Raw genomic sequence first — 21,916 nt, forward strand, 5'->3', positions numbered from 1 at the left:
GCTTTTTTGAGTTTGTCCATAATGTCAGAAAACGCGGGAAAAGCTTGCTGTCTTCGTTACTGGCTGTTTTAGTTAAAAAGACCCCGAAACCCATATAGAGCCTTGTTTATTTGTGAACTGATATTAATGGAATTGTTTAAGCACAAAGAAAAAATTATCCGATTAAGCCAATTGCCGGAACACGAACTTATCAAATTGTATTATGTGCTATTAAAGCGGCTCTCTATTTATAAAGAGGAGTTGATTAGTGCTGAAAATTAGCAGCAAGCCTATGGTTTATGTAAATCCGTAGATGAAAACGATACCCCGCATGTTGCTTTAACTTTAGAGTTGGCCGGGTTATTGTGGACAGGTGATAATAAATTAAAAACAGGTCTGCAACGACAGGGTTTTACCGATTTTTTTGAATATTAAGGCAGCGAAGCGGGTGCGCATTCCGACAATCCCTATGTTCTGCGGGTATGCCGGAATGGCGATGCCTTGTTAGTTTTGTGGCAAAAATAGAAGCGTTAGTCTTGCAAAACCTACCTCCAAGAACGCGTAGCCCACCTCAGGCTTATTTAAGGCTTAACCTTCTTCCCCGCCGCATTAGCCTTAGGCAAGCACCCGCAGATGTTGATAGGTATGCCGTAGGCAGGCAGAATCACGCCGAGTTCGGTCATGGCTTTTTGGTAGACCTTGCGTTTAAAATACACCACATCGTTCAGCGGCTCCCAGTAGTCTACCCACCGCCAGCTATCAAACTCCGGTTTGGGGCTGTGGTCGAAGCGCACTTGTGCATCTGTGGTTAACAGACGCAGCATATACCAGATTTGTTTTTGTCCGATGCACAAAGGCAGCGAGTTTTTGCGGATATACCGCTCCGGCAATTGGTAGCGCAACCAGTAACGGGTGCGGCCTAAAAGTTGTACATGGTGTTTTTGTAGTCCGGTTTCTTCCCACAATTCTCGATACATCGCTGCTTCAGGGTCTTCATTGTCATTAATGCCGCCTTGAGGGAACTGCCACGCGTCCACGCCCATCCGTTTTGCCCAAAACACGCGACCCTCGTCATTGCAAAGGATGATCCCGACATTGGGTCGGTATCCTTTTGAGTCTATCATGTTAAAACCTGTTGTTTTTACCCTGCCTTTAGAATGTGTTGTTATGCTTGGCAAGATGTTTGTAATTACTCCATTGTTCCATAAAACATGCAGGGAAGCTATAGCGCAACAGCCTTTTGATGATACATTTCACTGCTGATTTTTAGCTTTTGGCGGGTTTGTCCAAACTGGCCGGATTATTGCCCCGCCAATAAGGCGGCGGGGCCTTTTTTAATAGGATGATTATGAGTTTAGCGATTTTTGATTTAGACAATACGTTGATAGCGGATGACAGCGATTATTTATGGGGGCAGTTTTTGGTTGATCAGGGTGTGGTTGATAAAAAGGCCTACGAGGCGGCCAATGCGCGGTTTTATGAAGCGTATAAACAAGGCACGTTGGACATTGTCGAGTTTTTGCGGTTTTCGTTAAAGCCTTTGGCGGAGCATGAGCCGGAACAGCTTTACCAATGGCGTGAGCAGTTTGTCCGTGACATCATCACGCCGATTCTGTTAAAGCCTGCCCAGCAGTTAGTCGATAAGCATCGGGCGCAGGGCGACACTTTACTGGTGATCACCGCGACCAACCGCTTTGTTACCGAGCCGATCGTCCGGCTTTACGGTATCGATAATTTATTGGCGACGACACCGGAGCAGGTGGACGGGCGTTATACGGGGCGGTTTGTCGGTACGCCTTGCTTTCAGGCAGGGAAAATCACCCATTTGCAAGCGTGGCTGAAAGAATCCGGCGCAAACTTGCAAGGCAGTTGGTTTTATAGCGACTCGCATAATGATTTGCCGCTGTTGCAACTGGTCGATTATGCGGTGGCGGTTGACCCGGATACGAAGTTGGCGGCTTTTGCGCAAACGGCCAACTGGCCGATTATCAGCTTAAGGACGGGGGAGTGTCCTGAGCAGCAGTTCCGGCACTGGCGCAAGTAGCCGTAAAACGCTATCCTTTACTGTTTTGGGCGGCATCACTTTTTTTGCACATAAAAAATTTGCCTGTGCTCGTGGCGCACGATGTCAATCAGCAGATGGCCGGCTTGGTCAACATAAACGCCAAAATCCAGATGTGCTGCCGGGTCGGTGGCGATGACTTTAACGATTTCGCCACTGGCCATGCTGTTTAACGCCTTTTTTAAACGTAACAACGGCAACGGGCACATTAGCCCACTGGCATCTACTTCTACATTACATTCAATCATGTTTGCTTTTTAAGGGTTCGCAACTAAGTTTTAGAGCGCTTATAATAGCATCCCCACTTCAATCGACGCATCATCACTCGCAATGGATTATTTCCCTCTTTTCGCTAACCTTCATAACCGCCCTTGTTTGGTCGTCGGTGCGGGGCATATCGCCGCGCGTAAAATTGATTTGCTGCTCCGGGCCGGGGCGCAGGTGACGGTGGTCGCCTTGGCGATTAACGCCGCTATTGCCCAATTGGCTAGCGAGAAAAAGCTGGCGGTGATCGAAAAAGCCTTCAGCCCCGACGATGTACTGGGCTTTATGTTGGTGGTGTCGGCGACAGATAATGCGGACACTAACCAAGCCGTTGCTGCCGCTGCGGATGCCCAGCATATTTTTGTTAATGTCGTCGATAGCCCTGCCTTGTGCAGTTTTATTTTGCCCGCCATTATCGACCGTGCACCGTTGATGGTCGCCGTGTCTTCGGGTGGTGCCGCGCCAGTGTTGGCGCGGTTGCTCCGCGCTAAGATAGAAAGCGTTGTGCCGCCTACTTATGGGCGTTTGGCGCAATTGGCGGAAAAATTTCGCGGTGCGGTAAAGCAACGTATTAGCGCCCCTGAGCAGCGGCGGATTTTTTGGGAAAACATTTTTCAGGGGTCGGTGGCTGAAAAAGTCTATGCGGGTAACAGCTTGCAAGCCGAGCAAGAGCTGTTGCAAACCTTGGCGGACTATGAAAATACCGCCACTCAAGGCGAGGTTTACCTGATCGGTGCCGGCCCAGGCGCGGCGGACTTGTTGACGTTCCGTGCTTTGCGGTTGATGCAGCAGGCTGATGTGGTGGTTTATGACCATTTGGTGTCGCCGGAAGTGTTGGATTTGGCTCGGCGCGATTGCGAAAAAATCTATGTCGGCAAACAGCGGCAAAACCATAGCTTGCCGCAAGATTCTATTAATAGGCTGCTGGCAGATTTGGCGAAGTCAGGAAAGCGTGTGGTGCGCCTAAAAGGCGGCGATCCGTTTATTTTTGGCCGGGGAGGCGAGGAAATTGAGACCTTAATGCAGGAGGGCATCGCTTTTCAGGTCGTGCCGGGCATTACCGCCGCTTCCGGTTGCGCCTCGTATGCGGGGATTCCGCTGACGCACCGCGACCATGCGCAATCTTGCACGTTTGTCACCGGGCATTTAAAGGACGATTCCATTAATTTGAATTGGACGCAACTGGCCGCGCCTAACCAAACGATAGTGGTGTATATGGGGTCTATGGGCTTGGAGAAAATTTGCCAGTCGCTGATGGCGCACGGCAGTCCGGCAGATTTGCCCATTGCCTTGATACAGCAAGGCACGACCCGTACCCAACGGGTTTATACGGGAACGTTAAGCACCTTGCCCGCCCAAATCGCCCAAGAGAAAATCTCGCCGCCGACTTTGATTATTATCGGCACGGTGGTGAGTTTGCATAAACAGTTGGGATGGTTTCGGGGTGGGGAGTAGGCCTATTGGCTGACAGAGGTGTTCGGTTGTTTGCGTGGAGGCTTGTTTGTTGGTGGTAGAGGGCGTGTTGGGGTTTATGCCGCCACACCCTGCTGTGCGCTTAGTGTGATTTAATCGGCGACTTTGATTTTCTTTTTGCGGTAGTTATGCCCGTAAAAAATCTCGGTCACTTCTTTTTGCAATTTCTTTTGGATTTCTGATTTTTCAGGGCCGCTTAAATTGCTTTCTTTTTCAAACAAATAATTCTCAAGTTCGGTTTCTTTGAGCATCATTTTAGTGTGGAAGATGTTTTCGTGGTAGACGTTAACATCAATCATCTGGTAGCTTTCTTGGGTGTCTTTGGCAATGTAATTCTGGATCGACGTGATATTATGGTCGATGTAGTGTTTTTTGCCGGAGATGTCGCGGGTAAAGCCGCGTACCCGGTAGTCCATGGTCACAACATCGGACTCGAAGCTGTGGATCAGGTAGTTTAGGGCTTTCAATGGCGAGATGCGGCCACAGGTGGACACGTCAATATCGGCACGGAAGGTGCTGATGCCGTTGTCAGGATGGCTTTCGGGATAAGTATGGACGGTGATATGGCTTTTGTCCAAATGCGCCAGTACAGTCTCAGGTAAGGGGCCTGGCGATTGGCTGTTCATGCTCATCGGCGGGGTCACATCGCCTTCGGAAATCAGCATGGTGACGCTGGCGCCTTGCGGATCGTAATCTTGATGCGCTATGTTAAGGATTTGCGCACCGATAATTTCCGCGACATCTTTAAGGATTTGCGTCAGGCGGGTGGCGTTATAGGCCTCGTCAATATATTCGATATAGGCCTGTTGCTGTTCGGCAGGGGCGTAGCAAATATCGTAGATATTGAAGCTGAGCGACTTGGTCAGGTTATTAAAGCCGTGTAGTTGCAATTTGTTCAAAATAGTTAAACCTCTATAATTTCAAAATCATGGGTGATTTCAACTGCTTTGCTTAACATGATTGAGGCAGAGCAGTATTTTTCCGCTGACAGTTTGACTGCCCGTTCCACCGCCGCTGGTTTTAAATCATGGCCTGTGACAATAAAATGCAAATGTATTTTGCTAAATACGCTGGGTACGGCATCGACCCGTTCGGCGGTCACTTCGGTGACACAATGGGTGATGTTGTTGCGGCCTTTCTGTAAAATCTGCACTACATCGAATGACGAGCAACTGCCTACGCCTAATAAGAGCAGTTCCATCGGGCGTACACCCATATTGCGGCCGCCGTGGTCGGGCGGGCCGTCTATAACAACCGCGTGGCCGCTACCCGTTTCGCCCACAAACATGACACCGTCTATCCATTTGATTGTTGCTTGCATGATTATTTTTCTCCCTAGCGAAAAAAGACGCATAGGGTAGCATATAAATGTACATTGATAACGTTCCTAGGTTGATTTTTTTGCTAAAATTCTAGGGTGATAATTTGCATCATAACAAAAAATAGAGGATTTGCGATTAGTATGACACAGGAAAGCCAGCCGCCAATGTATAGACAAGAAGCCTTAGAGGTGTTTTTAAGGCTGTGCCATAAAAAGCACTATCCCGCCAAAGCCATTATCATGCAGCCTGGCGACAGCGGTGATAGGCTGTATTTTATTATTGAAGGTTCGGTCAGTGTCTGCGCCGAAGATATAGACAGTAAGCAGGAACTGATGCTGGCGTATGTCAATAGGAATGAGTTTTTGGGCGAGGTGGGCATTTTTAAGGAAACCGATGTGCGCAAGGTGACGGTCAAAACCCGTTGCCCCAGTTATCTGGCCGAAGTCAGTTATGAGCATTTCCACTACTTGCTGAAAACGGAGTTGCTGGAATATGCGCCAGATTTGTTGTATATGATCGGTGAGCAGTTGGCGGAACGGTTGCTGACCACCAGCCGTAAATTTACCGATTTGGCTTTCATGGATGTCGAGGGGCGCATCGCCCGCGCTTTGCTGGACTTATGCAATGAGCCGGATGCAATGAGCCACCCTGACGGTATCCAGCTACATATTTCCCGTCAAGAGATTGGCCGCTTAGTCGGCTGTTCCAGAGAAATGGCAGGGCGGATTTTGCGGGAACTGGAGGCCAAAAAGTTGTTGACCGCGCACGGCAAGACGATTGTGGTGTTCCATTCCCGTTAAGGTCTCGCCGCCTTGTGGCAGTGTCGGCGGCGGCAAAAAATTGGCGGGCGGTCGCGGGGCGGGTGCGGCTGTTTCGGTGGGCAATTGCCGGAAAGCGCAGTTCGACCCCCTTAATGGCCTGTGAATCTGTTACAATGCCCTGCATATCAAGCGCTACAGTAACTTACCGCATTCCAAATTATCTTCATAACTTATCAGTAGAACATCAGTGGATTTAAAACATATCAGAAATTTCTCCATTATTGCCCATATCGATCATGGCAAATCGACGCTGGCAGACCGTTTTATTCAGATTTGCGGCGGCCTGACTGAGCGGGAAATGTCGGCACAAGTGCTCGATTCGATGGATATTGAGCGTGAGCGCGGCATTACCATTAAGGCTCAAAGCGTCACGCTGGACTTTAAGGCTAAGGATGGCGAAACCTATCAGCTAAACTTTATCGATACCCCTGGGCATGTCGATTTTTCTTATGAAGTGTCGCGGTCGCTGGCGGCTTGTGAAGGCGCGTTGTTGGTGGTGGATGCGGCTCAAGGTGTGGAGGCACAAAGTGTCGCCAATTGCTATACGGCGATAGAGCAAGGGCTGGAGGTGGTGCCAGTGCTTAATAAAATTGATTTGCCGTCTGCCGAGCCGGAGCGGGTACAGACCGAAATTGAGGAAGTGATTGGCATCCCTGCCGATGAGGCATTGATGATCAGCGCGAAAACGGGGTTTGGTGTCCATGATGTATTGGAGCAGTTGGTACTGAAAGTGCCGCCGCCGACCGGCAATATTGATGGCCCCTTGCAAGCGTTGATTATTGATTCGTGGTTTGACAGTTATTTGGGTGTGGTGTCACTGATTCGGATTATGCACGGCAGCATCCGCAGAAAACAGAAGATTACCATTATGTCCACGGGCAAGTCGTTTCTGGCGGAAAAAGTGGGGGTGTTTACCCCTAAACGCCTGGAAAAGGATGTGCTGAATACGGGAGAGGTCGGATTTCTGGTGGCGGGCATCAAGGATATTTTTGGTGCGCCGGTCGGCGATACCATCACTTGGACGGATAAGCCCGCGACCGAGCAGCTAACCGGTTTCCAGCGGGTGCAGCCACGGGTGTTTGCCGGGCTGTATCCGGTCAGTTCCGACAATTACGAAGAGTTGCGCGAGGCATTGAATAAACTGAACCTCAACGATGCGGCCTTGCAGTTTGAGCCGGAAACGTCGCAAGCCTTAGGTTTTGGCTTCCGTTGCGGCTTTTTGGGCATGTTGCACATGGAGATCGTCCAAGAACGCTTAGAGCGTGAATATGACGTGGATTTGATCACCACCGCGCCGACGGTCATTTACGAAGTCATCACCCAAACCGGTGCTATTCTGATGGTGGATAACCCGGCGAAATTGCCCGATGGCGGTATCGTCAAGGAAATCCGGGAGCCGATTATCCGCGCCAATATTTTGGTGCCGGAAACGTATTTGGGCGGTGTGATCAGTTTGTGTATCGAAAAACGCGGGGTACAAAAAGATATGCAGTTTGCCGGACGGCAAGTGTCTTTGCATTATGAAATGCCTCTGAGCGAGGTGGTACTGGACTTTTTTGACCGTTTAAAATCAGTCAGCCGGGGCTTCGCGTCGTTTGATTATGAGTTCCTGCGCTTTCAGGAAGCCGATCTGATTAAGTTAGATGTACTGATTAATAATGAGAAAGTCGATGCTTTGTCGATTATTGTCCATAGGGATTTAAGCAATAACCGGGGGCGGGATTTGGTGGAAAAAATGAAAGAGCTGATTCCACGGCAAATGTACGAAGTCGCCATCCAAGCGGCGATAGGTTCGAAAGTCATTGCCCGTTCTACGGTCAAAGCGATGCGTAAAAATGTCACGGCAAAGTGTTACGGTGGTGACATCAGCCGGAAGAAAAAATTGTTGGAAAAACAAAAAGCGGGTAAGAAACGGATGAAGCAAGTGGGCAGCATAGAAATCCCTCAAGAGGCTTTTTTGGCGGTGTTGCAACTTAACAAAGAATAATCACTCCCTATTTTTCATTAACTACAGACCCGATTTACTATGATTGATTTTGATTTTTCATTTTTTTTGTTAATTGGCACGGTGATAACGGGCATTGTTTGGGGAGCTTATCTGTTGCGGCTCAAATCCGCAGGCAAGGTGTTCGACGAAGCCGAGGAGCCTATAACGGTCGAATATGCCCGGTCGTTTTTTCCGATTCTGCTGATTGTTTTGCTGTTACGCTCGTTTTTGGCCGAGCCGTTCCGTATCCCTTCCGGTTCGATGATGCCCACTTTATTGGTGGGGGATTTTATCTTGGTCAATAAATTTACTTACGGTATCCGTTTGCCGGTCATCAACAAAAAAATTATTCCGTTGAACGAGCCGCAACGCGGTGATATTGTGGTGTTCCGTTTTCCTAAAGATCCGACGACGGATTATATTAAGCGGGTCATTGGTGTGCCTGGCGATAAGATCGCTTATGAAAATAAACGTCTGACGGTTAATGGTCAGGCAGTCAGCGAGGTGTCGATGGGCCGTTATACAGGGGTCGGCCAAGGCGAAGATATGACTGGGGCTGAGCAGTTGATGGAGAATTTGCTGGGGGTTGAGCACAGTATTTTGGTGCGTAATGATACCGTGTCCAGGGAAGGCGTTTATGAGGTTCCGCAAGGCCAGTATTTTGTCATGGGCGATAACCGCGACAACAGTAATGACGGACGTTATTGGGGCTTTGTGCCGGAAGAAAATTTGGTCGGCAAAGCTTTCTTTATTTGGATGAGCTGGGATTTAGAACGCAGCGGTATTATTGGCTTTGACCGTCTGGGTACGGTTTTACATTAAAATGACAGTTTCATTTATTTAATCTAAGCATCTGGAGAACATTATGAAGACATTAGGTAAGTCCCAGCGCGGTATAACCCTCATATCGTTGATTATGATATTGGGGTTTATCGGCTTTGTCGCCCTGCTGATCTTGAAAATAGGGCCGATTTATATGGATCACACCAAGGTATCGGGGGCTTTGGATAAGCTTAAGGAAGTGCCGGGGATTGAAAATCAGAGCGATTTTCAAATCCGTGATGGCTTGCGTAAGCAATTTGGTGTGAACTATGTTTATGATGTCAAGCCAGAAGATGTCCAAATCACCAAGAGCGGCGGTTATCTTAAGGTGACGATTGAATACGAGGTCGTCAAACCGATTATGGGCAATTTAAGTGTGTTAGTCGAATTTAACGATTCGTTCGAGGTCGGTGGCTAGTGGTAAGAAAGCCGGAGCTATTGAGTAAAAAACTGGGGCTGACGTTTAGTGACCCCCAGTTATTTGCCTTGGCGTTGACGCACCGCAGTGCGAGTGCAAAAAATAACGAGCGGCTAGAGTTTTTGGGCGATGCCATTTTAGGCTTTGTCATCGCGCAAAAATTATATGACCGTTTTCCTGAGGCCAGCGAAGGCACTTTAAGCCGTTTGCGGGCGAGTTTGGTCAACGAGTCGTCTTTGGCGGCCTTGGCGCGGCAGCATCAGTTGGGCGATTATCTGGTGTTGGGTTCGGGTGAATTGAAAAGCGGCGGGTTCCGGCGTGATTCGATTTTATCGGATGCTATGGAAGCGGTCATGGGGGCGTTGTTTAAAGATCAGGGTATTGTCGCTTGCCAGCAATGGATCGAGCAGTTGTTTGCCGAAAAATTGGCTGGCCTGTCAACCCTAAGCGGCCAAAAAGACCCTAAAACCCAATTGCAGGAGCTGATGCAGGCCCGCAAGCTAGAGTTGCCCGAATATACCTTAATCAGTATGTCCGGTCTGTCGCATGAGCAAACCTTTAGTGTCAAATGCACCATCCCTATTCTTAGCGACACGACCGTCGGTGCGGGGATTACCCGCAAAAAAGCCGAGCAGGCCGCCGCTGAGAAAATGCTTGAACTATTACATAAGGTTAATCAATGAAGTGTGGTTATGTTGCCCTAATCGGGCGGCCCAATGTCGGCAAATCAACGCTGATGAATCATTTGCTGAAACAAAAAATCAGCATTACCTCGCGCAAGCCGCAAACGACGCGCCACAGCATTGTGGGGATCAATACCACCGAAGCGGGGCAGGCGATCTATGTCGATACCCCAGGGATGCACGATAACCAAAAGCGGGCGTTGAACCGGCATTTGAACCGCACTGCCGAAACCACCTTGTTGGGTGTGGATGTGATTGTTTGGTTGCTGGACGGGCTGTTCTGGCACGACTATGACGAAGTGATTTTTAAAAAGCTGGAACAGGCCGGCTTGCCGGTGATTCTGGCGGTCAATAAGGTCGATAAACTGGCCGAAAAAGACGCAATTCTGGCGTTTTTTGCCGAGGCACAGCAACGTTTTCCTTTTGCGCATCTGGTGCCGATTTCGGCCTTAAAGAAAACGAATCTGGCGGTACTCGATGGCCTGATTATGGAGATGTTGCCGGAGCGGGATTGGATTTATCCTGAAGACCAAGTCACCGACCGTCCTGAACGTTTCTTGGTGGCGGAAATTATCCGAGAAAAACTGACCCGGCGCTTAGGGGCGGAATTGCCTTATGTGATGACCGTGGAAATAGAGCGTTATGAAGAGCATCCTGATATCAACAAAATTTACGCGATTATTTGGGTAGAAAAAGCCTCGCAAAAAAACATCGTCATCGGTAAAGACGGCGATATGCTGAAAAATGTCGGCACAGATGCCCGGCATGATATTGAGCGGCTGCTTGACCAAAAAGTGTATTTGCAGCTTTGGGTCAAGGTGAAGTCCGGCTGGTCTGATAGCGAACGGGCTTTGCAAAGCCTGGGCTTTAATGACGGCTAATGCGGATATTCTCCAGCCTGCGTTTGTCCTGCACTGCCAACACTACCGCGAAACTAGCCTTATCCTCCAAGTCCTGACCCGCGATGCGGGCAGGGTGGCGTTATTGGCAAAGGGGGTAAGAAAAGCCCGCTCCAAAACCGCCGCCTTGCTCCAACCTTTTTTGCCCTTACAACTCAGCTACCAAGGCAAGGCAGAGCTAAAAAACCTTACCCATGTCGAGAGCTTGCCGCCCTTTGGGGTTCTGCAAGGTTTGCCGTTGTATTGCGGCTTTTATGCCAACGAACTGCTGGGGCGTTTTTTGCATCCTTACGATCCGCACCCCGAAGTCTTTAGCGCTTATCAGCAATGTCTGGTGCGTTTGGCGACGGGTGGCGATATGCACATTGCTTTGCGTTTGTTTGAGCTGGAACTGCTTGAACATAGCGGCTACGGTTTGGATTTTGCTTATACGGCTGGTAGCGGCCTGGCTATCGAAGCGGACAAGCGTTATGTGTTCCAAGCGGGTAGGGGGCTGGTTGCCGATCCGCTCGGGCCAATTTCTGGGGCAACTTTACAAGCTTTGGAGGTGCGTGATTTTAGCCAAGCGCAGGTGGTGGCAGAGGCTAAGTTATTAATGCGCATAGTGATTGACAGCTATTTGCAGGGACGGCCTTTAAAAAGCCGCGCTGTTATCCAGCAAATTATTAACGGCCCTTGAGTGGATGGGGTCTTTTGTTAATAACCTACTGCTTTACTATGAAATTAATTAGGACTAAAATAGTCCTAATGAAAAAAGGCGGACTATGATAAAGCTGAGTAAGTTAACTGATTATGCGACGGTGATCTTAAGTGTGCTGGCGAAAGACTATGGCCGTACCGTCACGGCGATGGAAATAGCTGCTCTGACAGGCATCGCCTTACCGACGGTCAGCAAAATCCTGAAGACCTTAGTCAATGCCAAGGTGCTGGTGTCGACGCGCGGTGCGAAAGGCGGTTATACCTTGGCGCGTGATCCGCATTATATTTCGGTGGCCGCTATTATCAGTGCCTTAGAAGGGCCAATAGCCCTGACCGAGTGCAGTATTTCTAAGCAGGCTTGTGGGCAAGCTTCCGGTTGCGGTATCCGCGCCAATTGGCATCTTATCAACCAAACCGTCCACAATGCCTTGGAATCGGTGACTTTAGCCGATTTGGTCAGGCCGCTGGCTGTGCCGGAAGAGGTATACATTCCGGTCGCCAGTTTGTACCAAAGTTTATAGGGCAGGAAGCCGCCCCGGCGTTCCCTGTATTTTACCTCCATATAACGTAGAATTTTTATGTCAGTCACTAGCGAAGAAATCAATAATCTGATTAACCAAGATTACAAACAAGGGTTTGTTACGGAGTTAGAAACCGATACTTTTCCGCCTGGCTTGACTGAAGAAGTCATCCATAAGCTGTCTAAGGTCAAAAACGAGCCGGCGTTTATGCTCGAATACCGCCTGAAAGCCTTTCGGCACTGGCAGACTATGACTTCGCCGGAATGGGCGTTCGTCAAATTTGACCCGATTGATTATCAGGCCATCAGCTATTATTCCGCCCCCAAACGCAAGGAAGACGGCCCGAAAAGCCTTGATGAAATTGACCCGCAAGTGTTGGAGGCCTATAAAAAATTGGGTATTCCGCTGGATGAGCAAGAGCGGCTGGCGGGGATTGCCGTTGATGCGGTATTTGACAGCGTTTCGGTGGCGACGACGTTTAAAGGCAAGCTGAAAGAGGCGGGGGTGATTTTCTGCCCGATTTCCGAAGCCCTGCGTGACTACCCTGAGTTGGTTAAAGAATATCTGGGTTCGGTCGTCCCACCTGGCGACAATTATTTTGCCGCGCTCAACGCCGCCGTGTTTACTGATGGTTCGTTTGTGTACATCCCCAAAGGCGTGCGCTGCCCGATGGAATTGTCCACTTATTTCCGTATCAATGCCGCCAATACCGGGCAGTTTGAGCGCACTTTGATTATTGCCGATGAAGGGGCCTATGTGTCTTATTTGGAAGGTTGCCATCCGGCAGGCGAACAGGTATTGACACCGCAAGGTTGGCAAGCGATTGAGACCTTGCGGGCGGGGGATACGGTGTATGACCACGATGGGCAAGCGCAACGGGTCAATGCGCTAATGGTCAGGAATTATTGTGGTGATATGATTACTGTGCGTCCGGTCTCACGGCACAATAGCTTCCGTTTGACCACGGAACATCCGGTCTTAGCGATCAAACGGCAGGACGTGCAGGTGAAACGCGCGTCCAGAAATCCGCATTGGCTCCCCGAAGTGTCCACGCAAAAATTATTGGAAGCCGAACCTGCTTGGTTGGCGGCCAAGGAATTGGCGGCGGGTGATTTCATTTTTGTTTCCAAACTGGCGCATCAACTGGAATCGCCGTTTACCGATGCCGAAGCCGAATTATTAGGCTATTACTTGGCCGAAGGCAGTTCCTATTACAATACTGCAAACAAGCAATACACTAACCAGTTGTCGTTTGGCTTGCACGAAACGGCCTTGGTGCAACATGTCAAAGCCTTGACCGAAAAAGTGACAGGCCGCCCCGTCTATCTGACCGAACAGGCTGACCGCAATGGCGTAAGCCTGTCCTTTTATTCCCAACATTACCATGATTGGTTTATCGGACACTGTGGCAAGGGCGCGTGTAACAAAACATTAAGCGCCGAACTGATGGCATTACCGCCCGCGCAAATAAAAATTCTTTTGGATGCCTATTTGCTGGGCGATGGCAACCGTTGCGAACGCGGCAATTCGCGCATGGTGCGGTTTTGCACGGCCTCGCAAACATTGGCGCAACAAGTGCAAATGTTGCTGAACACGGTAGGCATTTTTGCTTGGATACAAACCCGTCCGGGCGGGCCTGCTAAGTTCTCCAATCAATCTGACCGTGTCATCAACCGCCAGCCACTTTACCATGTCGGCTATGCCGAAGATAAAGCTTGGGATATGGTGCGTGAAACGGAAGATTATTTTATTGTCCCCATCCGTGAAGTCAGCTACGAACCGTTTGAGGATTTGGTTTTTAATATCGAAGTTGCCAACAGCCATAGTTATTTGGTCAAAGGCGTTGCCGTGCATAATTGCACTGCCCCGATGCGTGATGAAAATCAATTACATGCGGCGGTAGTTGAACTGGTGGCCATGAAGGATGCGACCATCAAATACTCGACCGTGCAGAACTGGTATCCCGGTGATAAGAACGGTTTGGGCGGCATTTATAACTTTGTCACCAAACGCGCCGATTGCCGGGGCGACAATGCCAAGGTGTCATGGACGCAAGTGGAAACGGGTTCGGCGATTACTTGGAAGTACCCCAGCGTGGTGCTGACGGGCGACAATTCTGTGGGCGAGTTTTACTCGGTCGCCGTCACCAACAACTACCAACAAGCCGATACTGGCACCAAAATGATCCATATCGGCAAGAACACCCGTAGCACGATTGTGTCTAAAGGCATATCGGCGGGTAAGGCGCAAAACACTTATCGCGGCTTGGTCAAGGTCTTAAAAAGCGCGGAGAATGCGCGTAACTATACCCAGTGCGATTCTCTGCTGGTCGGCGACCAATGCGGGGCGCATACTTTCCCGTATATTGAAGTCAAACAGCCGTCGGCACAGGTTGAGCATGAAGCGACTACCTCTAAGATTAGTGAAGACCAGTTATTTTTCTGCCAACAGCGCGGGCTGTCCGCCGAAGATGCCGTGTCGATGATCGTCAACGGCTTTTGCAAGGAAGTGTTTAAGGAATTGCCGATGGAATTTGCTGTGGAAGCGCAGGCATTGTTGGGGTTGAGCTTGGAAGGTTCGGTGGGCTAGTGGGCAAGTATGATAAGATTTTGCAGAAAATCATTAACGAAAGCAGCGATCGGGTCAGCGATTATGTCCTGCCCCTAACCGCCGCCGAAAAGAAACAACAAGCCCAAGAAGCTGCGTTAAAAGCCAAATAAGAACGCGAAGAAGCGGCGTGGCGGGAAAAAGAACAGCGCGAAGAAGCCGCCCGTTACGAGCGCGAACGCCCCCAACGCGAAGCCCGCGAAAACACTCGCCGCCTCTGCGAAGCGCAAAAAAGACGTGTTATGCAACCTGTGAAGACTTCGGTAGCGGAAGTAAAAATTGGAATTTATGCCGATTTGAATGCTATAACATCGACTGCGATTAGTCGGGGTAGGCAAACTATAAAGCCGTTTGCCCATCCTACCAGATAATGCTTATCCATAACTAAGTTCGTAATTAAAGGAAATCCAAAATGCCTACTATCGACTTACTGGCTTTGCCGCCAATAGCCCAACAAGAACTACTCGATTTCTATCAATTTCTAATCGAAAAAAATAAAACGGCTGAGAAACCCAAAGCAAACAAATTGGATTTTAAAACCTTTCTGCTTAACTCGCCTAAGTGTGAAGAATTGGAAATAGAATTTGAACGGCAGCGGGATTATCCAAGGGATATAGCGTTTTGAAATATTTACTGGATACCTGCACCATTTCTGAATTCACCAAACCGCAAGGAAATAGCGGTGTGATCAGATGGTTAGAAAAAACCGATTCTGACGATTTATATTTAAGCGTTATCACAATTGGCGAAGTGAAAAAAGGCATTAACAAACTACCCGCCTCCAAGAAAAAACAAGATTTGTTATTTTGGCTGGAAACATTACTTGAAGATTATCAAAGCCGGATTTTACCCGTGGATTTAGCCGTCATGGAAAATTGGAGTTTGCTTGTCGCCAATGCCGAGAAAAAAGGCCAACCGATTGCTTCCATGGATAGCATCATCGGTGCAGTTGCGTACACGCATCATCTAACTTTAGTGACACGCAACGAACGTGATTTTTATGCGTGCACTATTCCTATGATTAACCCGTGGCAATTGTGACGCAGCCGAAAAAAACATTACCCAAACCAGCAAAAACGGAAACCCAATGCTCAGTATTAAAGACCTAACCGTCAACGTCAACGATAAGAAAATCCTCAAAGGCATTAACCTTGAGATTAAGGCGGGGGAGATCCACGCCATTATGGGGCCTAACGGTTCCGGCAAAAGCACTTTGTCGCATATTTTGTCGGGCAAATCCGGTTACGAAGTCACGGGCGGCTCGGCGACCTATCAGGGCAAGGATTTATTGGCGATGCCGCCGGAAATCCGGGCGCGGGAAGGGGTGTTTTTGGCCTTCCAGTATCCGGTGGAAATTCCGGGGGTCAGCAATGTGTATTTGCTGAAAGCGGCCCTGAATGCCGTGCGCAAGTATAACGGCCAGGATGAAGTGGATGCGATGGATTTTTTGACCTTGGTCAAGGGTAAAATCAAAGCCTTGGAAATGGACGAGAAATTCTTGTACCGTGCCGTTAACGAAGGCTTTTCGGGTGGCGAAAAGAAACGTAATGAAATCCTGCAAATGGCGATTTTGGAGCCGAAGCTGTGCATACTGGATGAAACCGATTCCGGTCTGGACATCGACGCGCTGAAAGTGGTTGCCGACGGGGTTAATTCTTTACGCTCGCCAGATCGTGCGTTTATTATGGTCACGCATTACCAACGCCTGTTGGATTACATCAAGCCTGATTTTGTCCATGTATTAGCACATGGGCAGATTATCAAGTCCGGCGGCCCTGAATTGGCGTTGGAATTGGAAGAAAAAGGTTATGGTTGGCTTGAAGATGGTCAGGTAGCGGCATGAATACGGCATTGAACCCTTATATGGCCGCGTATCCGGCGTTGGCAGCGGTACTGCCTGGGCAAGCGTTGGCGTGGCTGCAAGACATTAGGGCGGACGCGCTGGCGCGTTTTTCTAGCCACGGTTTCCCTTCGGCGCGTGAAGAAGATTGGCGTTATACCAATTTGGCCGCATTGGCGAAACAAACGTTTGCGCCCGTGGTCGCGGCGGCAGAGCCAATCATTGATGCTGAGTGGTTAAAGCCATACCAATTGGCGGACGCTTGGTCTTTGGTGTTGGTGGACGGGCATTTTTGCGCGGCCTTGTCGCGTACTGACGGCTTGCCCGAATCGGTGCAGGTGTTGGGCATGGCGGACGCTTTGCAAACCTATGGCGGACAGGTCGCGGCTTATTTCGGTAAGGCGGTGGACAGTGCCGAACACGGTTTTATTGCGTTTAATAATGCGTGGTTTACTGATGGGGTTTTTGTCGATATTCCTGCCCAACTGGTGTTAGATAAGCCTATCCAATGCCTGCATATCGTCACCCAAGCAGGCGCGGTGGCGGCAACCCGCAATCTGCTGGTGCTAGGGGCCAATGCGTCGGCGCAATGGCTGGAAACCTTTGTCGGCGCTGAGGTGGCGTATTTGTCGGCGGCGGTGACGGAGGCGTTTGTCGGCCAGAATGCCAGTCTAACGGCCTATAAGGTGCAGTGCGAATCGGCACAGGCTTATCATTTTGGTGGCTTATATGTCCAACAAGCGCGGGATGCGCGGTTTAATCAGCATAATTTTGCGTTTGGCGGTTTGCTGGCGCGTTCGGATATTCGTACCGACTTGGGGCAGGGATCGGAATGTGAGCTTAACGGCCTGTACTTAGGTGTCAAACGCCAGCATATTGATAACCATACCCGCATTAACCATACCCAGCCCCATGCCAGCAGCCGCCAATTGTATAAAGGTGTGCTGGATGGCCGCGCCAGGGGCGTGTTCCAGGGGCGTGTGGTGGTGGCGGAACAGGCGCAAAAAACCGATTCGGATATGAATAACCGCAATCTGCTGTTATCGCCAGATGCAGAAGTGGATACGAAGCCGCAATTGGAAATTTATGCCGATGATGTCAAATGCGGCCATGGTGTGACCATTGGGCAGTTGGATGAAAAATCGGTGTTTTACCTGCAATCGCGGTGTATCGATGAAGAAACGGCAAGAAATATGCTGACTTTTGCGTTTGCTAATGAAATGGTGGATAAGGTCGCCAATGAAGAACTGAAAATACAGTTGCAGGGGCTGTTGTTGAAAAAGTTTTCGAGCGTCATCTTGTAGAATAAAGACAAGTATTGTTCTGTGGCAATGCTGGATAATTAATTCTAATATTATGGGGTTTTACACAATGGGTGTTCGGGCGGATGTTGTCGCTTACGATAGCGAAGGAAAGTTGGCACTGGTTGTCGAGGCTATGGATAAGTTAGGAACCAACAGCGAATGGGCCGCCAAGATGCGTTGCAATATGTTGGTGAACGGCTATCCTAGTGCCCGCTTTTTTCTTTTGGCGCTTCCAGATCATTTTTATCTCTGGAAAGATAAGCCATCGCGTAATATTGAAAAGCCGACCTACGATATAGACCCTTTCGCCTTATTAAGGCCTTATTTGGAAAAAGCGGATATTCGCCCAGAAAAACTCAGTAGGGCGGGCTTTGAGCTGTTGGTTGCGTCTTGGTTGAATGAATTGTCGCAATTTGGCGAGAGGTCAGAAGCGCTTAAAAAAAACGACCATAATAAATGGTTATTTGAGTCGGGTTTGCTTGATGCCCTTAAACAAGGGCGGATTGTGTCTGAAGCGGCATGATAAATATTTATGTCGAATCAAATTTTATTCTTGAATTGGCTTGGATGCAGGAAGAGCATGAAAGTTGTGAAAAGATTCTGGAAATTTGCCAAGAGCAACACGCAAAATTGCTAGTGCCAGCGTATTCAATCGGGGAAACCTACGAAACATTAGGACGGCATCAGAAAAATAGGCGTTCGCTTAATAAGGCCTTAGAAACCGAGTTGACGCAATTGAAACGCTCAAGCCTGCACAAGGATAAAATTGAAACGTATCAAATGATCAGTGTTTTGCTGGAAAGTGATGCAGAAGAAAATCAGAGCTTTTTGCAAAGCCATAGCCGACTTTTGGCATTGGCGGAAATCATTCCGTTGACAAAAGGGGTTTTATTATTAGCTACGCAAGCGCCAGTGAAGCTTAAGTCACCCCAAGATTCCATTGTCTACGCGTCTATATTGCAGCATCTGCGTGAAAATAGCGTTGACAAAAGGGGTTTTATTATTAGCTACGCAAGCGCCAGTGAAGCTTAAGTCACCCCAAGATTCCATTGTCTACGCGTCTATATTGCAGCATCTGCGTGAAAATAGCAGTGAAAAAAGTTGTTTTATCAATAAGAATTCTAAAGACTTTAACGATCCTGATGTCGTGGATGAACTTGATGGCAATAATTGTAAGTTATTGTTTAGTTTTAAAAAGGGCTATGACTATATCCGTAGTTTAAATATGACTAGCTAGCGGTTTAGAACCGGTCTGGCTATAAAATAGCGGCAACGGGGATGCTAAGCTCCGGCAATTGCAGTAAATCCACTGTGTCACCCCGATACAGGGTGCTTTTTTCCTTATAGGTTTCGCCGAAGGGCTTGCGGTAGACTTCTAGGCACATATCGTTAAGGTTGAGCAGCCAGTATTCAGGGATACCGTGCAAGGCGTAGAGGCGCAGTTTCTGGTTTTGGTCGAACTTTAACGAGGTATCGGCGACTTCGATCAGCAACAGCACATCTTCGGCAGTGGGGTGGCGGGATGAATAATAGTCGGCATGGGGCTTTAAGAGCATAAAATCCGGTTCCGGCTCGGACAGGTCGCCGAGTTGGAGTGGGTCTTGAACACTGCTGATTAAGTGTTCGGGCATTAAGCGCGTGAATAACTTATTGATATTTTTTAAGTGTCCCGCATGGTTAAAGCCTATCGGTGCCATATCAAAAATTTCTCCGTTGATCAGTTCTACGCGGCTGTCCGGCGGAAAAATGGCGGCCTCGCCTAATCTGCGCCATTCGGTCAGGTTGGTCAGGTGCTTAGTCGGATGAACGGTAGCCATAAGTGCAATCAAAACCAATTAAAATCAATAGTAAATATAATGTGTTGCCAGTCAATTTGCAACCATCAGAAACCTTAACAGACAAACTATGACAAATTTCCCCGTAGCAGACATCCGTGCCGATTTTCCGATTTTAGCGGAAAAAATCCGTAATAAGCCCTTGGTCTATCTCGATAATGCCGCCAGTTGCCAAAAACCCAATGCCGTCATTGACAGCATCAGCCACTTATACCGCCATGATTACGCCAATATCCATCGCGGCGTACATACCTTAAGCGTGCGCTCAACCGACAAATTTGAAGCGGCGCGGGGAAAAGTGCGGGCGTTCATCAACGCGGCTAGCCATAAAGAGATTATTTTTGTCAGAGGCGCAACCGAAGCGGTCAATCTGATTGCCCAAACCTTCGGCAGGGCTAATATTAAGGCGGGTGATGAGATTGTCATCACCGCTATGGAGCATCATTCCAATATCGTACCTTGGCAAATGCTGTGCGAACAAACGGGTGCGGTGTTGAGGGTCGCGCCGATGAATGTTCAGGGCGAGTTGATTTATGAGGCGTTTGAAGCCTTGTTAAACGACAAAACCCGCTTGGTGGCCGTCGTCCACATGTCCAATGCTTTAGGCACGATCAATCCGGTGCAAAACATCATCGCCGCCGCCCATGCCAAGGGTATCCCGGTCATGTTGGATGGCGCCCAAGCGATCCCGCATCTCGCCGTTGACGTGCAAGCGTTGGATTGTGATTTTTATGTGTTCTCAGGCCATAAGCTTTATGGGCCGTCCGGCATCGGCGTGTTATACGGCAAGCAAGCGTTGTTGGAAGCCATGCCCCCTTATCAAGGCGGCGGCGATATGATTAAAACGGTTTCTTTTGAAAAAAGCACTTACGCCGGATTGCCGCACAAATTTGAAGCCGGTACGCCCAATATTGCCGATGTGGTCGGCTTAGGCGCGGCTATCGACTATCTGAACGGCATCGGTATGGCCGCCATTGCCGACTACGAGGCCGAGTTGCTGGCCTACGCCACCGAACAGGCTCAGCAGATCAATGGCTTGCGGATTATCGGCGAGGCGGCGGAAAAAGGCGCGATTTTGTCGTTTGTCTTGGATAGGATTCATCCCCATGACATCGGCACAATGCTGGACAGTTTAGGTATTGCCATTAGGGCAGGGCATCATTGCGCCATGCCGGTGATGGACTTTTATCAGATTCCTGCCACCGCACGGGCTTCGTTTGCCATGTATAATACTAAAGAAGAGATTGATGTGCTGATGGCGGGGATTAAGGGCTTGATTGAGGCGTTTGGGTGATAGGTAACTTAAACAACCCTTTTTTATCAATCGGCCTCTATCTGTGTTCATGATATTTTGGCTTTCAATTGTGATAAAAAGATAAAGCCATAGACGAAGTGACCTTAAGCTTACGCGAAGTTATTGCTTTGCATTTATAAAGATGAGGATTTACCCAATGTTTGACACACAAATACATTTTCAAGATGAAGTCGCCAAGCAGATTCAAGCAAATCTACAAGGATATGACGAAACAGTCGAACAGTTTATCCAGCAAGCGGTGGCTCACGAATTACAACGGCGAAAACCTAAGGATCTAAAAGCTTTTTTTGATGCTTTACAGCCTTTAGAGAGTTTTGCAGATATTGATGCTGTGGCTTATGTTGATGAAATCCGTAGCACGAGCCGATATTGACTGGATACGGATACTTGTTGCGCAAACAAGAAACGGCTGTTAAAACGTTATTTAAGTCTTACAGCAACAAGATTGCTGAATTTGTGGACAAACAACGTGAAGCATTATCCAATGCAAAATAGTAAACTAATAAAGGAATCCGATGTTTGAAGACCTACGCGACCTCTACCAAGAGGTCATATTTGACCATAACCGTAACCCGCGCAATTTTCGGGTTATAGACAACGCTGACCGTAAAGTGGAAGGCTTTAATCCCTTATGCGGCGACCGTTTGACGCTATATTTGAAAATGGCGGGCGACACCATACAAGATGCCAGTTTTCAGGGTTCCGGTTGCGCAATTTCCACAGCCTCGGTGTCGTTGATGACGGAAATCATTAAAGGCAAGACCGAAGCGGAAGCGGAGGCTTTGTTTAAAACCTTCCATGAAATGACCACAGGCAAAACCGAAGACATCCAATTGGAAGCGGTGGGTAAGTTGGCGGTGTTGGCGGGGGTGCGTGAGTATCCGGCGCGGGTGAAGTGTGCGACTTTGGCGTGGCATACGCTGGATGCTGCTTTGAAAAATGAAACTCAGGCCATTTCTACGGAATAAAGGCATTTAGGTTTTTATCTTGCCCGTTGTTGCGGGCAAGATACCCGCGCTCCAATATTGCTTCCCATTCTTTAGCTATTCGGGTCTTTATGCCCAA

26 protein-coding genes and 4 pseudogenes are annotated in these 21,916 nt (G+C 48.8%); 25 read left to right on the top strand and 5 right to left on the bottom strand.

Translation table 11 applies throughout. The annotated features are described in order from the left end of the window. Positions 1-102: 102 nt before the first annotated feature. Positions 103-414 (top strand): annotated as a pseudogene (locus AADEFJLK_RS26045) (PIN domain-containing protein). 146 nt (positions 415-560) lie between these two features. Here the strand turns inward: AADEFJLK_RS26045 and AADEFJLK_RS06345 are convergent. Then, positions 561-1,103 carry an RNA pyrophosphohydrolase gene (locus AADEFJLK_RS06345; RefSeq protein WP_088617516.1) on the bottom strand — a complete coding sequence of 181 codons (543 nt, stop codon included), beginning with the start codon at positions 1,101-1,103 and terminating at the stop codon, positions 561-563. A 224-nt stretch (positions 1,104-1,327) separates the two neighbouring features. On the opposite strand from AADEFJLK_RS06345, the gene AADEFJLK_RS06350 reads away from it, so the two are divergent. Beyond that, positions 1,328-2,023, top strand: coding sequence for a histidinol-phosphatase (locus AADEFJLK_RS06350; RefSeq protein ID WP_103973700.1), 696 nt, complete (start codon positions 1,328-1,330; stop codon positions 2,021-2,023). 35 nt (positions 2,024-2,058) lie between these two features. On the opposite strand, the gene AADEFJLK_RS06355 is transcribed toward AADEFJLK_RS06350, so the two are convergent. Continuing rightward, entirely contained in the window at positions 2,059-2,289 is a 231-nt protein-coding gene (locus AADEFJLK_RS06355) for a sulfurtransferase TusA family protein (RefSeq protein WP_088617514.1), read from the bottom strand. An 82-nt stretch (positions 2,290-2,371) separates the two neighbouring features. Between AADEFJLK_RS06355 and cysG the strand changes: the two genes are divergently transcribed. Continuing rightward, positions 2,372-3,760, top strand: a complete 1,389-nt coding sequence (gene cysG, locus AADEFJLK_RS06360; protein ID WP_103973701.1) for a siroheme synthase CysG — start codon at positions 2,372-2,374, stop codon at positions 3,758-3,760. Positions 3,761-3,870: 110 nt separating this feature from the next. On the opposite strand, the gene speD is transcribed toward cysG, so the two are convergent. Both speD and AADEFJLK_RS06370 read right to left on the bottom strand, forming a co-directional pair. Then, complete coding sequence (gene speD / locus AADEFJLK_RS06365) at positions 3,871-4,677, bottom strand: adenosylmethionine decarboxylase (RefSeq protein ID WP_088617512.1); 807 nt, start codon at positions 4,675-4,677, stop codon at positions 3,871-3,873. Positions 4,678-4,682: 5 nt separating this feature from the next. Beyond that, complete coding sequence (locus AADEFJLK_RS06370) at positions 4,683-5,099, bottom strand: OsmC family protein (protein ID WP_088617511.1); 417 nt, start codon at positions 5,097-5,099, stop codon at positions 4,683-4,685. Positions 5,100-5,264: 165 nt separating this feature from the next. On the opposite strand from AADEFJLK_RS06370, the gene crp reads away from it, so the two are divergent. The 19 genes and pseudogenes from crp to AADEFJLK_RS06450 all read left to right on the top strand — a co-directional run bounded on the left by crp (position 5,265) and on the right by AADEFJLK_RS06450 (position 18,733). Next, entirely contained in the window at positions 5,265-5,900 is a 636-nt protein-coding gene (gene crp, locus AADEFJLK_RS06375) for a cAMP-activated global transcriptional regulator CRP (RefSeq protein ID WP_232463724.1), read from the top strand. Then, positions 5,878-6,024, top strand: coding sequence for a hypothetical protein (locus AADEFJLK_RS24385; protein ID WP_170065045.1), 147 nt, complete (start codon positions 5,878-5,880; stop codon positions 6,022-6,024). The genes crp and AADEFJLK_RS24385 overlap by 23 nt, the downstream gene beginning before the upstream one ends. Positions 6,025-6,108: 84 nt before the next feature. Continuing rightward, a complete protein-coding gene (lepA, locus tag AADEFJLK_RS06380; RefSeq protein WP_088617509.1) occupies positions 6,109-7,908 on the top strand; it encodes a translation elongation factor 4 in 1,800 nt (599 codons plus the stop codon). 42 nt (positions 7,909-7,950) lie between these two features. Further along, positions 7,951-8,730 (top strand): signal peptidase I, encoded by a 780-nt coding sequence (lepB, locus tag AADEFJLK_RS06385; RefSeq protein WP_088621442.1) that lies wholly within the window; start codon positions 7,951-7,953, stop codon positions 8,728-8,730. Between the two features lie 43 nt (positions 8,731-8,773). Continuing rightward, positions 8,774-9,148, top strand: coding sequence for a DUF4845 domain-containing protein (locus AADEFJLK_RS06390; protein WP_088617508.1), 375 nt, complete (start codon positions 8,774-8,776; stop codon positions 9,146-9,148). Then, positions 9,148-9,831 (top strand): ribonuclease III, encoded by a 684-nt coding sequence (gene rnc, locus AADEFJLK_RS06395; RefSeq protein WP_088617507.1) that lies wholly within the window; start codon positions 9,148-9,150, stop codon positions 9,829-9,831. Before AADEFJLK_RS06390 ends, rnc begins: the two co-directional genes overlap by 1 nt. Beyond that, on the top strand, positions 9,828-10,712 hold the full coding sequence (gene era / locus AADEFJLK_RS06400) for a GTPase Era (RefSeq protein ID WP_088617506.1): 885 nt from the start codon (positions 9,828-9,830) through the stop codon (positions 10,710-10,712). The genes rnc and era overlap by 4 nt, the downstream gene beginning before the upstream one ends. After that, the gene (gene recO, locus AADEFJLK_RS06405; RefSeq protein ID WP_103973702.1) at positions 10,702-11,409 is read left to right on the top strand and encodes a DNA repair protein RecO; all 708 of its coding nucleotides are present in this window, start codon (positions 10,702-10,704) and stop codon (positions 11,407-11,409) included. The genes era and recO overlap by 11 nt, the downstream gene beginning before the upstream one ends. A gap of 85 nt (positions 11,410-11,494) precedes the next feature. Further along, positions 11,495-11,950 carry an SUF system Fe-S cluster assembly regulator gene (locus AADEFJLK_RS06410; RefSeq protein WP_103973703.1) on the top strand — a complete coding sequence of 152 codons (456 nt, stop codon included), beginning with the start codon at positions 11,495-11,497 and terminating at the stop codon, positions 11,948-11,950. Positions 11,951-12,007: 57 nt separating this feature from the next. Continuing rightward, positions 12,008-12,727, top strand: a pseudogene (locus AADEFJLK_RS25970) (SufB/SufD family protein); the annotation flags it as partial. A gap of 72 nt (positions 12,728-12,799) precedes the next feature. Further along, positions 12,800-13,609, top strand: a pseudogene (locus AADEFJLK_RS25975) (LAGLIDADG family homing endonuclease); the annotation flags it as partial. A gap of 189 nt (positions 13,610-13,798) precedes the next feature. Next, a pseudogene (locus AADEFJLK_RS25980) lies at positions 13,799-14,539 on the top strand (SufD family Fe-S cluster assembly protein); the annotation flags it as partial. After that, positions 14,539-14,670 carry a hypothetical protein gene (locus tag AADEFJLK_RS25835; protein ID WP_269766597.1) on the top strand — a complete coding sequence of 44 codons (132 nt, stop codon included), beginning with the start codon at positions 14,539-14,541 and terminating at the stop codon, positions 14,668-14,670. The pseudogene AADEFJLK_RS25980 and the gene AADEFJLK_RS25835, both read left to right, overlap by 1 nt. Positions 14,671-14,969: 299 nt before the next feature. Then, on the top strand, positions 14,970-15,182 hold the full coding sequence (locus tag AADEFJLK_RS06425; protein ID WP_088617503.1) for a hypothetical protein: 213 nt from the start codon (positions 14,970-14,972) through the stop codon (positions 15,180-15,182). Continuing rightward, on the top strand, positions 15,179-15,598 hold the full coding sequence (locus AADEFJLK_RS06430) for a type II toxin-antitoxin system VapC family toxin (RefSeq protein ID WP_103973704.1): 420 nt from the start codon (positions 15,179-15,181) through the stop codon (positions 15,596-15,598). The genes AADEFJLK_RS06425 and AADEFJLK_RS06430 overlap by 4 nt, the downstream gene beginning before the upstream one ends. A 46-nt stretch (positions 15,599-15,644) precedes the next feature. Continuing rightward, positions 15,645-16,400 carry a Fe-S cluster assembly ATPase SufC gene (gene sufC, locus AADEFJLK_RS06435; RefSeq protein WP_088617501.1) on the top strand — a complete coding sequence of 252 codons (756 nt, stop codon included), beginning with the start codon at positions 15,645-15,647 and terminating at the stop codon, positions 16,398-16,400. Continuing rightward, the gene (gene sufD, locus AADEFJLK_RS06440; protein ID WP_103973705.1) at positions 16,397-17,701 is read left to right on the top strand and encodes a Fe-S cluster assembly protein SufD; all 1,305 of its coding nucleotides are present in this window, start codon (positions 16,397-16,399) and stop codon (positions 17,699-17,701) included. The genes sufC and sufD overlap by 4 nt, the downstream gene beginning before the upstream one ends. A gap of 52 nt (positions 17,702-17,753) precedes the next feature. Next, positions 17,754-18,224: a hypothetical protein gene (locus AADEFJLK_RS06445; RefSeq protein ID WP_146054524.1), complete on the top strand. Its 471-nt coding sequence runs from the start codon at positions 17,754-17,756 to the stop codon at positions 18,222-18,224. Next, positions 18,221-18,733 (top strand): PIN domain-containing protein, encoded by a 513-nt coding sequence (locus AADEFJLK_RS06450; protein ID WP_103973707.1) that lies wholly within the window; start codon positions 18,221-18,223, stop codon positions 18,731-18,733. Before AADEFJLK_RS06445 ends, AADEFJLK_RS06450 begins: the two co-directional genes overlap by 4 nt. Positions 18,734-18,957: 224 nt before the next feature. On the opposite strand, the gene AADEFJLK_RS06460 is transcribed toward AADEFJLK_RS06450, so the two are convergent. Continuing rightward, positions 18,958-19,518 carry a Uma2 family endonuclease gene (locus AADEFJLK_RS06460; RefSeq protein ID WP_103973709.1) on the bottom strand — a complete coding sequence of 187 codons (561 nt, stop codon included), beginning with the start codon at positions 19,516-19,518 and terminating at the stop codon, positions 18,958-18,960. Between the two features lie 88 nt (positions 19,519-19,606). Between AADEFJLK_RS06460 and AADEFJLK_RS06465 the strand changes: the two genes are divergently transcribed. From AADEFJLK_RS06465 to sufU, 3 genes are all read left to right on the top strand, one after another. Next, on the top strand, positions 19,607-20,830 hold the full coding sequence (locus tag AADEFJLK_RS06465) for a cysteine desulfurase (RefSeq protein WP_103973710.1): 1,224 nt from the start codon (positions 19,607-19,609) through the stop codon (positions 20,828-20,830). 157 nt (positions 20,831-20,987) lie between these two features. Then, entirely contained in the window at positions 20,988-21,224 is a 237-nt protein-coding gene (locus AADEFJLK_RS06470) for a hypothetical protein (protein ID WP_088617498.1), read from the top strand. A gap of 142 nt (positions 21,225-21,366) precedes the next feature. Next, positions 21,367-21,819, top strand: a complete 453-nt coding sequence (gene sufU, locus AADEFJLK_RS06475) for a Fe-S cluster assembly sulfur transfer protein SufU (RefSeq protein WP_088617497.1) — start codon at positions 21,367-21,369, stop codon at positions 21,817-21,819. The last annotated feature ends 97 nt before the right edge of the window (positions 21,820-21,916 follow it).

Origin of the sequence: Methylovulum psychrotolerans, assembly GCF_002923755.1 — a bacterium.
GTDB classification, from domain to species: domain Bacteria; phylum Pseudomonadota; class Gammaproteobacteria; order Methylococcales; family Methylomonadaceae; genus Methylovulum; species Methylovulum psychrotolerans.

Coding starts and splice junctions, on each gene's coding strand:
- AADEFJLK_RS06345 (WP_088617516.1), bottom strand. CDS start 1,103: ATGATAGACTCAAAAGGATACCGACCCAATGTCGGGATCATCCTTTGC.
- AADEFJLK_RS06350 (WP_103973700.1), top strand. CDS start 1,328: ATGAGTTTAGCGATTTTTGATTTAGACAATACGTTGATAGCGGATGAC.
- AADEFJLK_RS06355 (WP_088617514.1), bottom strand. CDS start 2,289: ATGATTGAATGTAATGTAGAAGTAGATGCCAGTGGGCTAATGTGCCCG.
- cysG (WP_103973701.1), top strand. CDS start 2,372: ATGGATTATTTCCCTCTTTTCGCTAACCTTCATAACCGCCCTTGTTTG.
- AADEFJLK_RS06370 (WP_088617511.1), bottom strand. CDS start 5,099: ATGCAAGCAACAATCAAATGGATAGACGGTGTCATGTTTGTGGGCGAA.
- crp (WP_232463724.1), top strand. CDS start 5,265: ATGTATAGACAAGAAGCCTTAGAGGTGTTTTTAAGGCTGTGCCATAAA.
- AADEFJLK_RS06390 (WP_088617508.1), top strand. CDS start 8,774: ATGAAGACATTAGGTAAGTCCCAGCGCGGTATAACCCTCATATCGTTG.
- era (WP_088617506.1), top strand. CDS start 9,828: ATGAAGTGTGGTTATGTTGCCCTAATCGGGCGGCCCAATGTCGGCAAA.
- recO (WP_103973702.1), top strand. CDS start 10,702: ATGACGGCTAATGCGGATATTCTCCAGCCTGCGTTTGTCCTGCACTGC.
- AADEFJLK_RS06410 (WP_103973703.1), top strand. CDS start 11,495: ATGATAAAGCTGAGTAAGTTAACTGATTATGCGACGGTGATCTTAAGT.
- AADEFJLK_RS06425 (WP_088617503.1), top strand. CDS start 14,970: ATGCCTACTATCGACTTACTGGCTTTGCCGCCAATAGCCCAACAAGAA.
- sufC (WP_088617501.1), top strand. CDS start 15,645: ATGCTCAGTATTAAAGACCTAACCGTCAACGTCAACGATAAGAAAATC.
- sufD (WP_103973705.1), top strand. CDS start 16,397: ATGAATACGGCATTGAACCCTTATATGGCCGCGTATCCGGCGTTGGCA.
- AADEFJLK_RS06445 (WP_146054524.1), top strand. CDS start 17,754: ATGGGGTTTTACACAATGGGTGTTCGGGCGGATGTTGTCGCTTACGAT.
- AADEFJLK_RS06450 (WP_103973707.1), top strand. CDS start 18,221: ATGATAAATATTTATGTCGAATCAAATTTTATTCTTGAATTGGCTTGG.
- AADEFJLK_RS06460 (WP_103973709.1), bottom strand. CDS start 19,518: ATGGCTACCGTTCATCCGACTAAGCACCTGACCAACCTGACCGAATGG.
- AADEFJLK_RS06465 (WP_103973710.1), top strand. CDS start 19,607: ATGACAAATTTCCCCGTAGCAGACATCCGTGCCGATTTTCCGATTTTA.
- AADEFJLK_RS06470 (WP_088617498.1), top strand. CDS start 20,988: ATGTTTGACACACAAATACATTTTCAAGATGAAGTCGCCAAGCAGATT.
- sufU (WP_088617497.1), top strand. CDS start 21,367: ATGTTTGAAGACCTACGCGACCTCTACCAAGAGGTCATATTTGACCAT.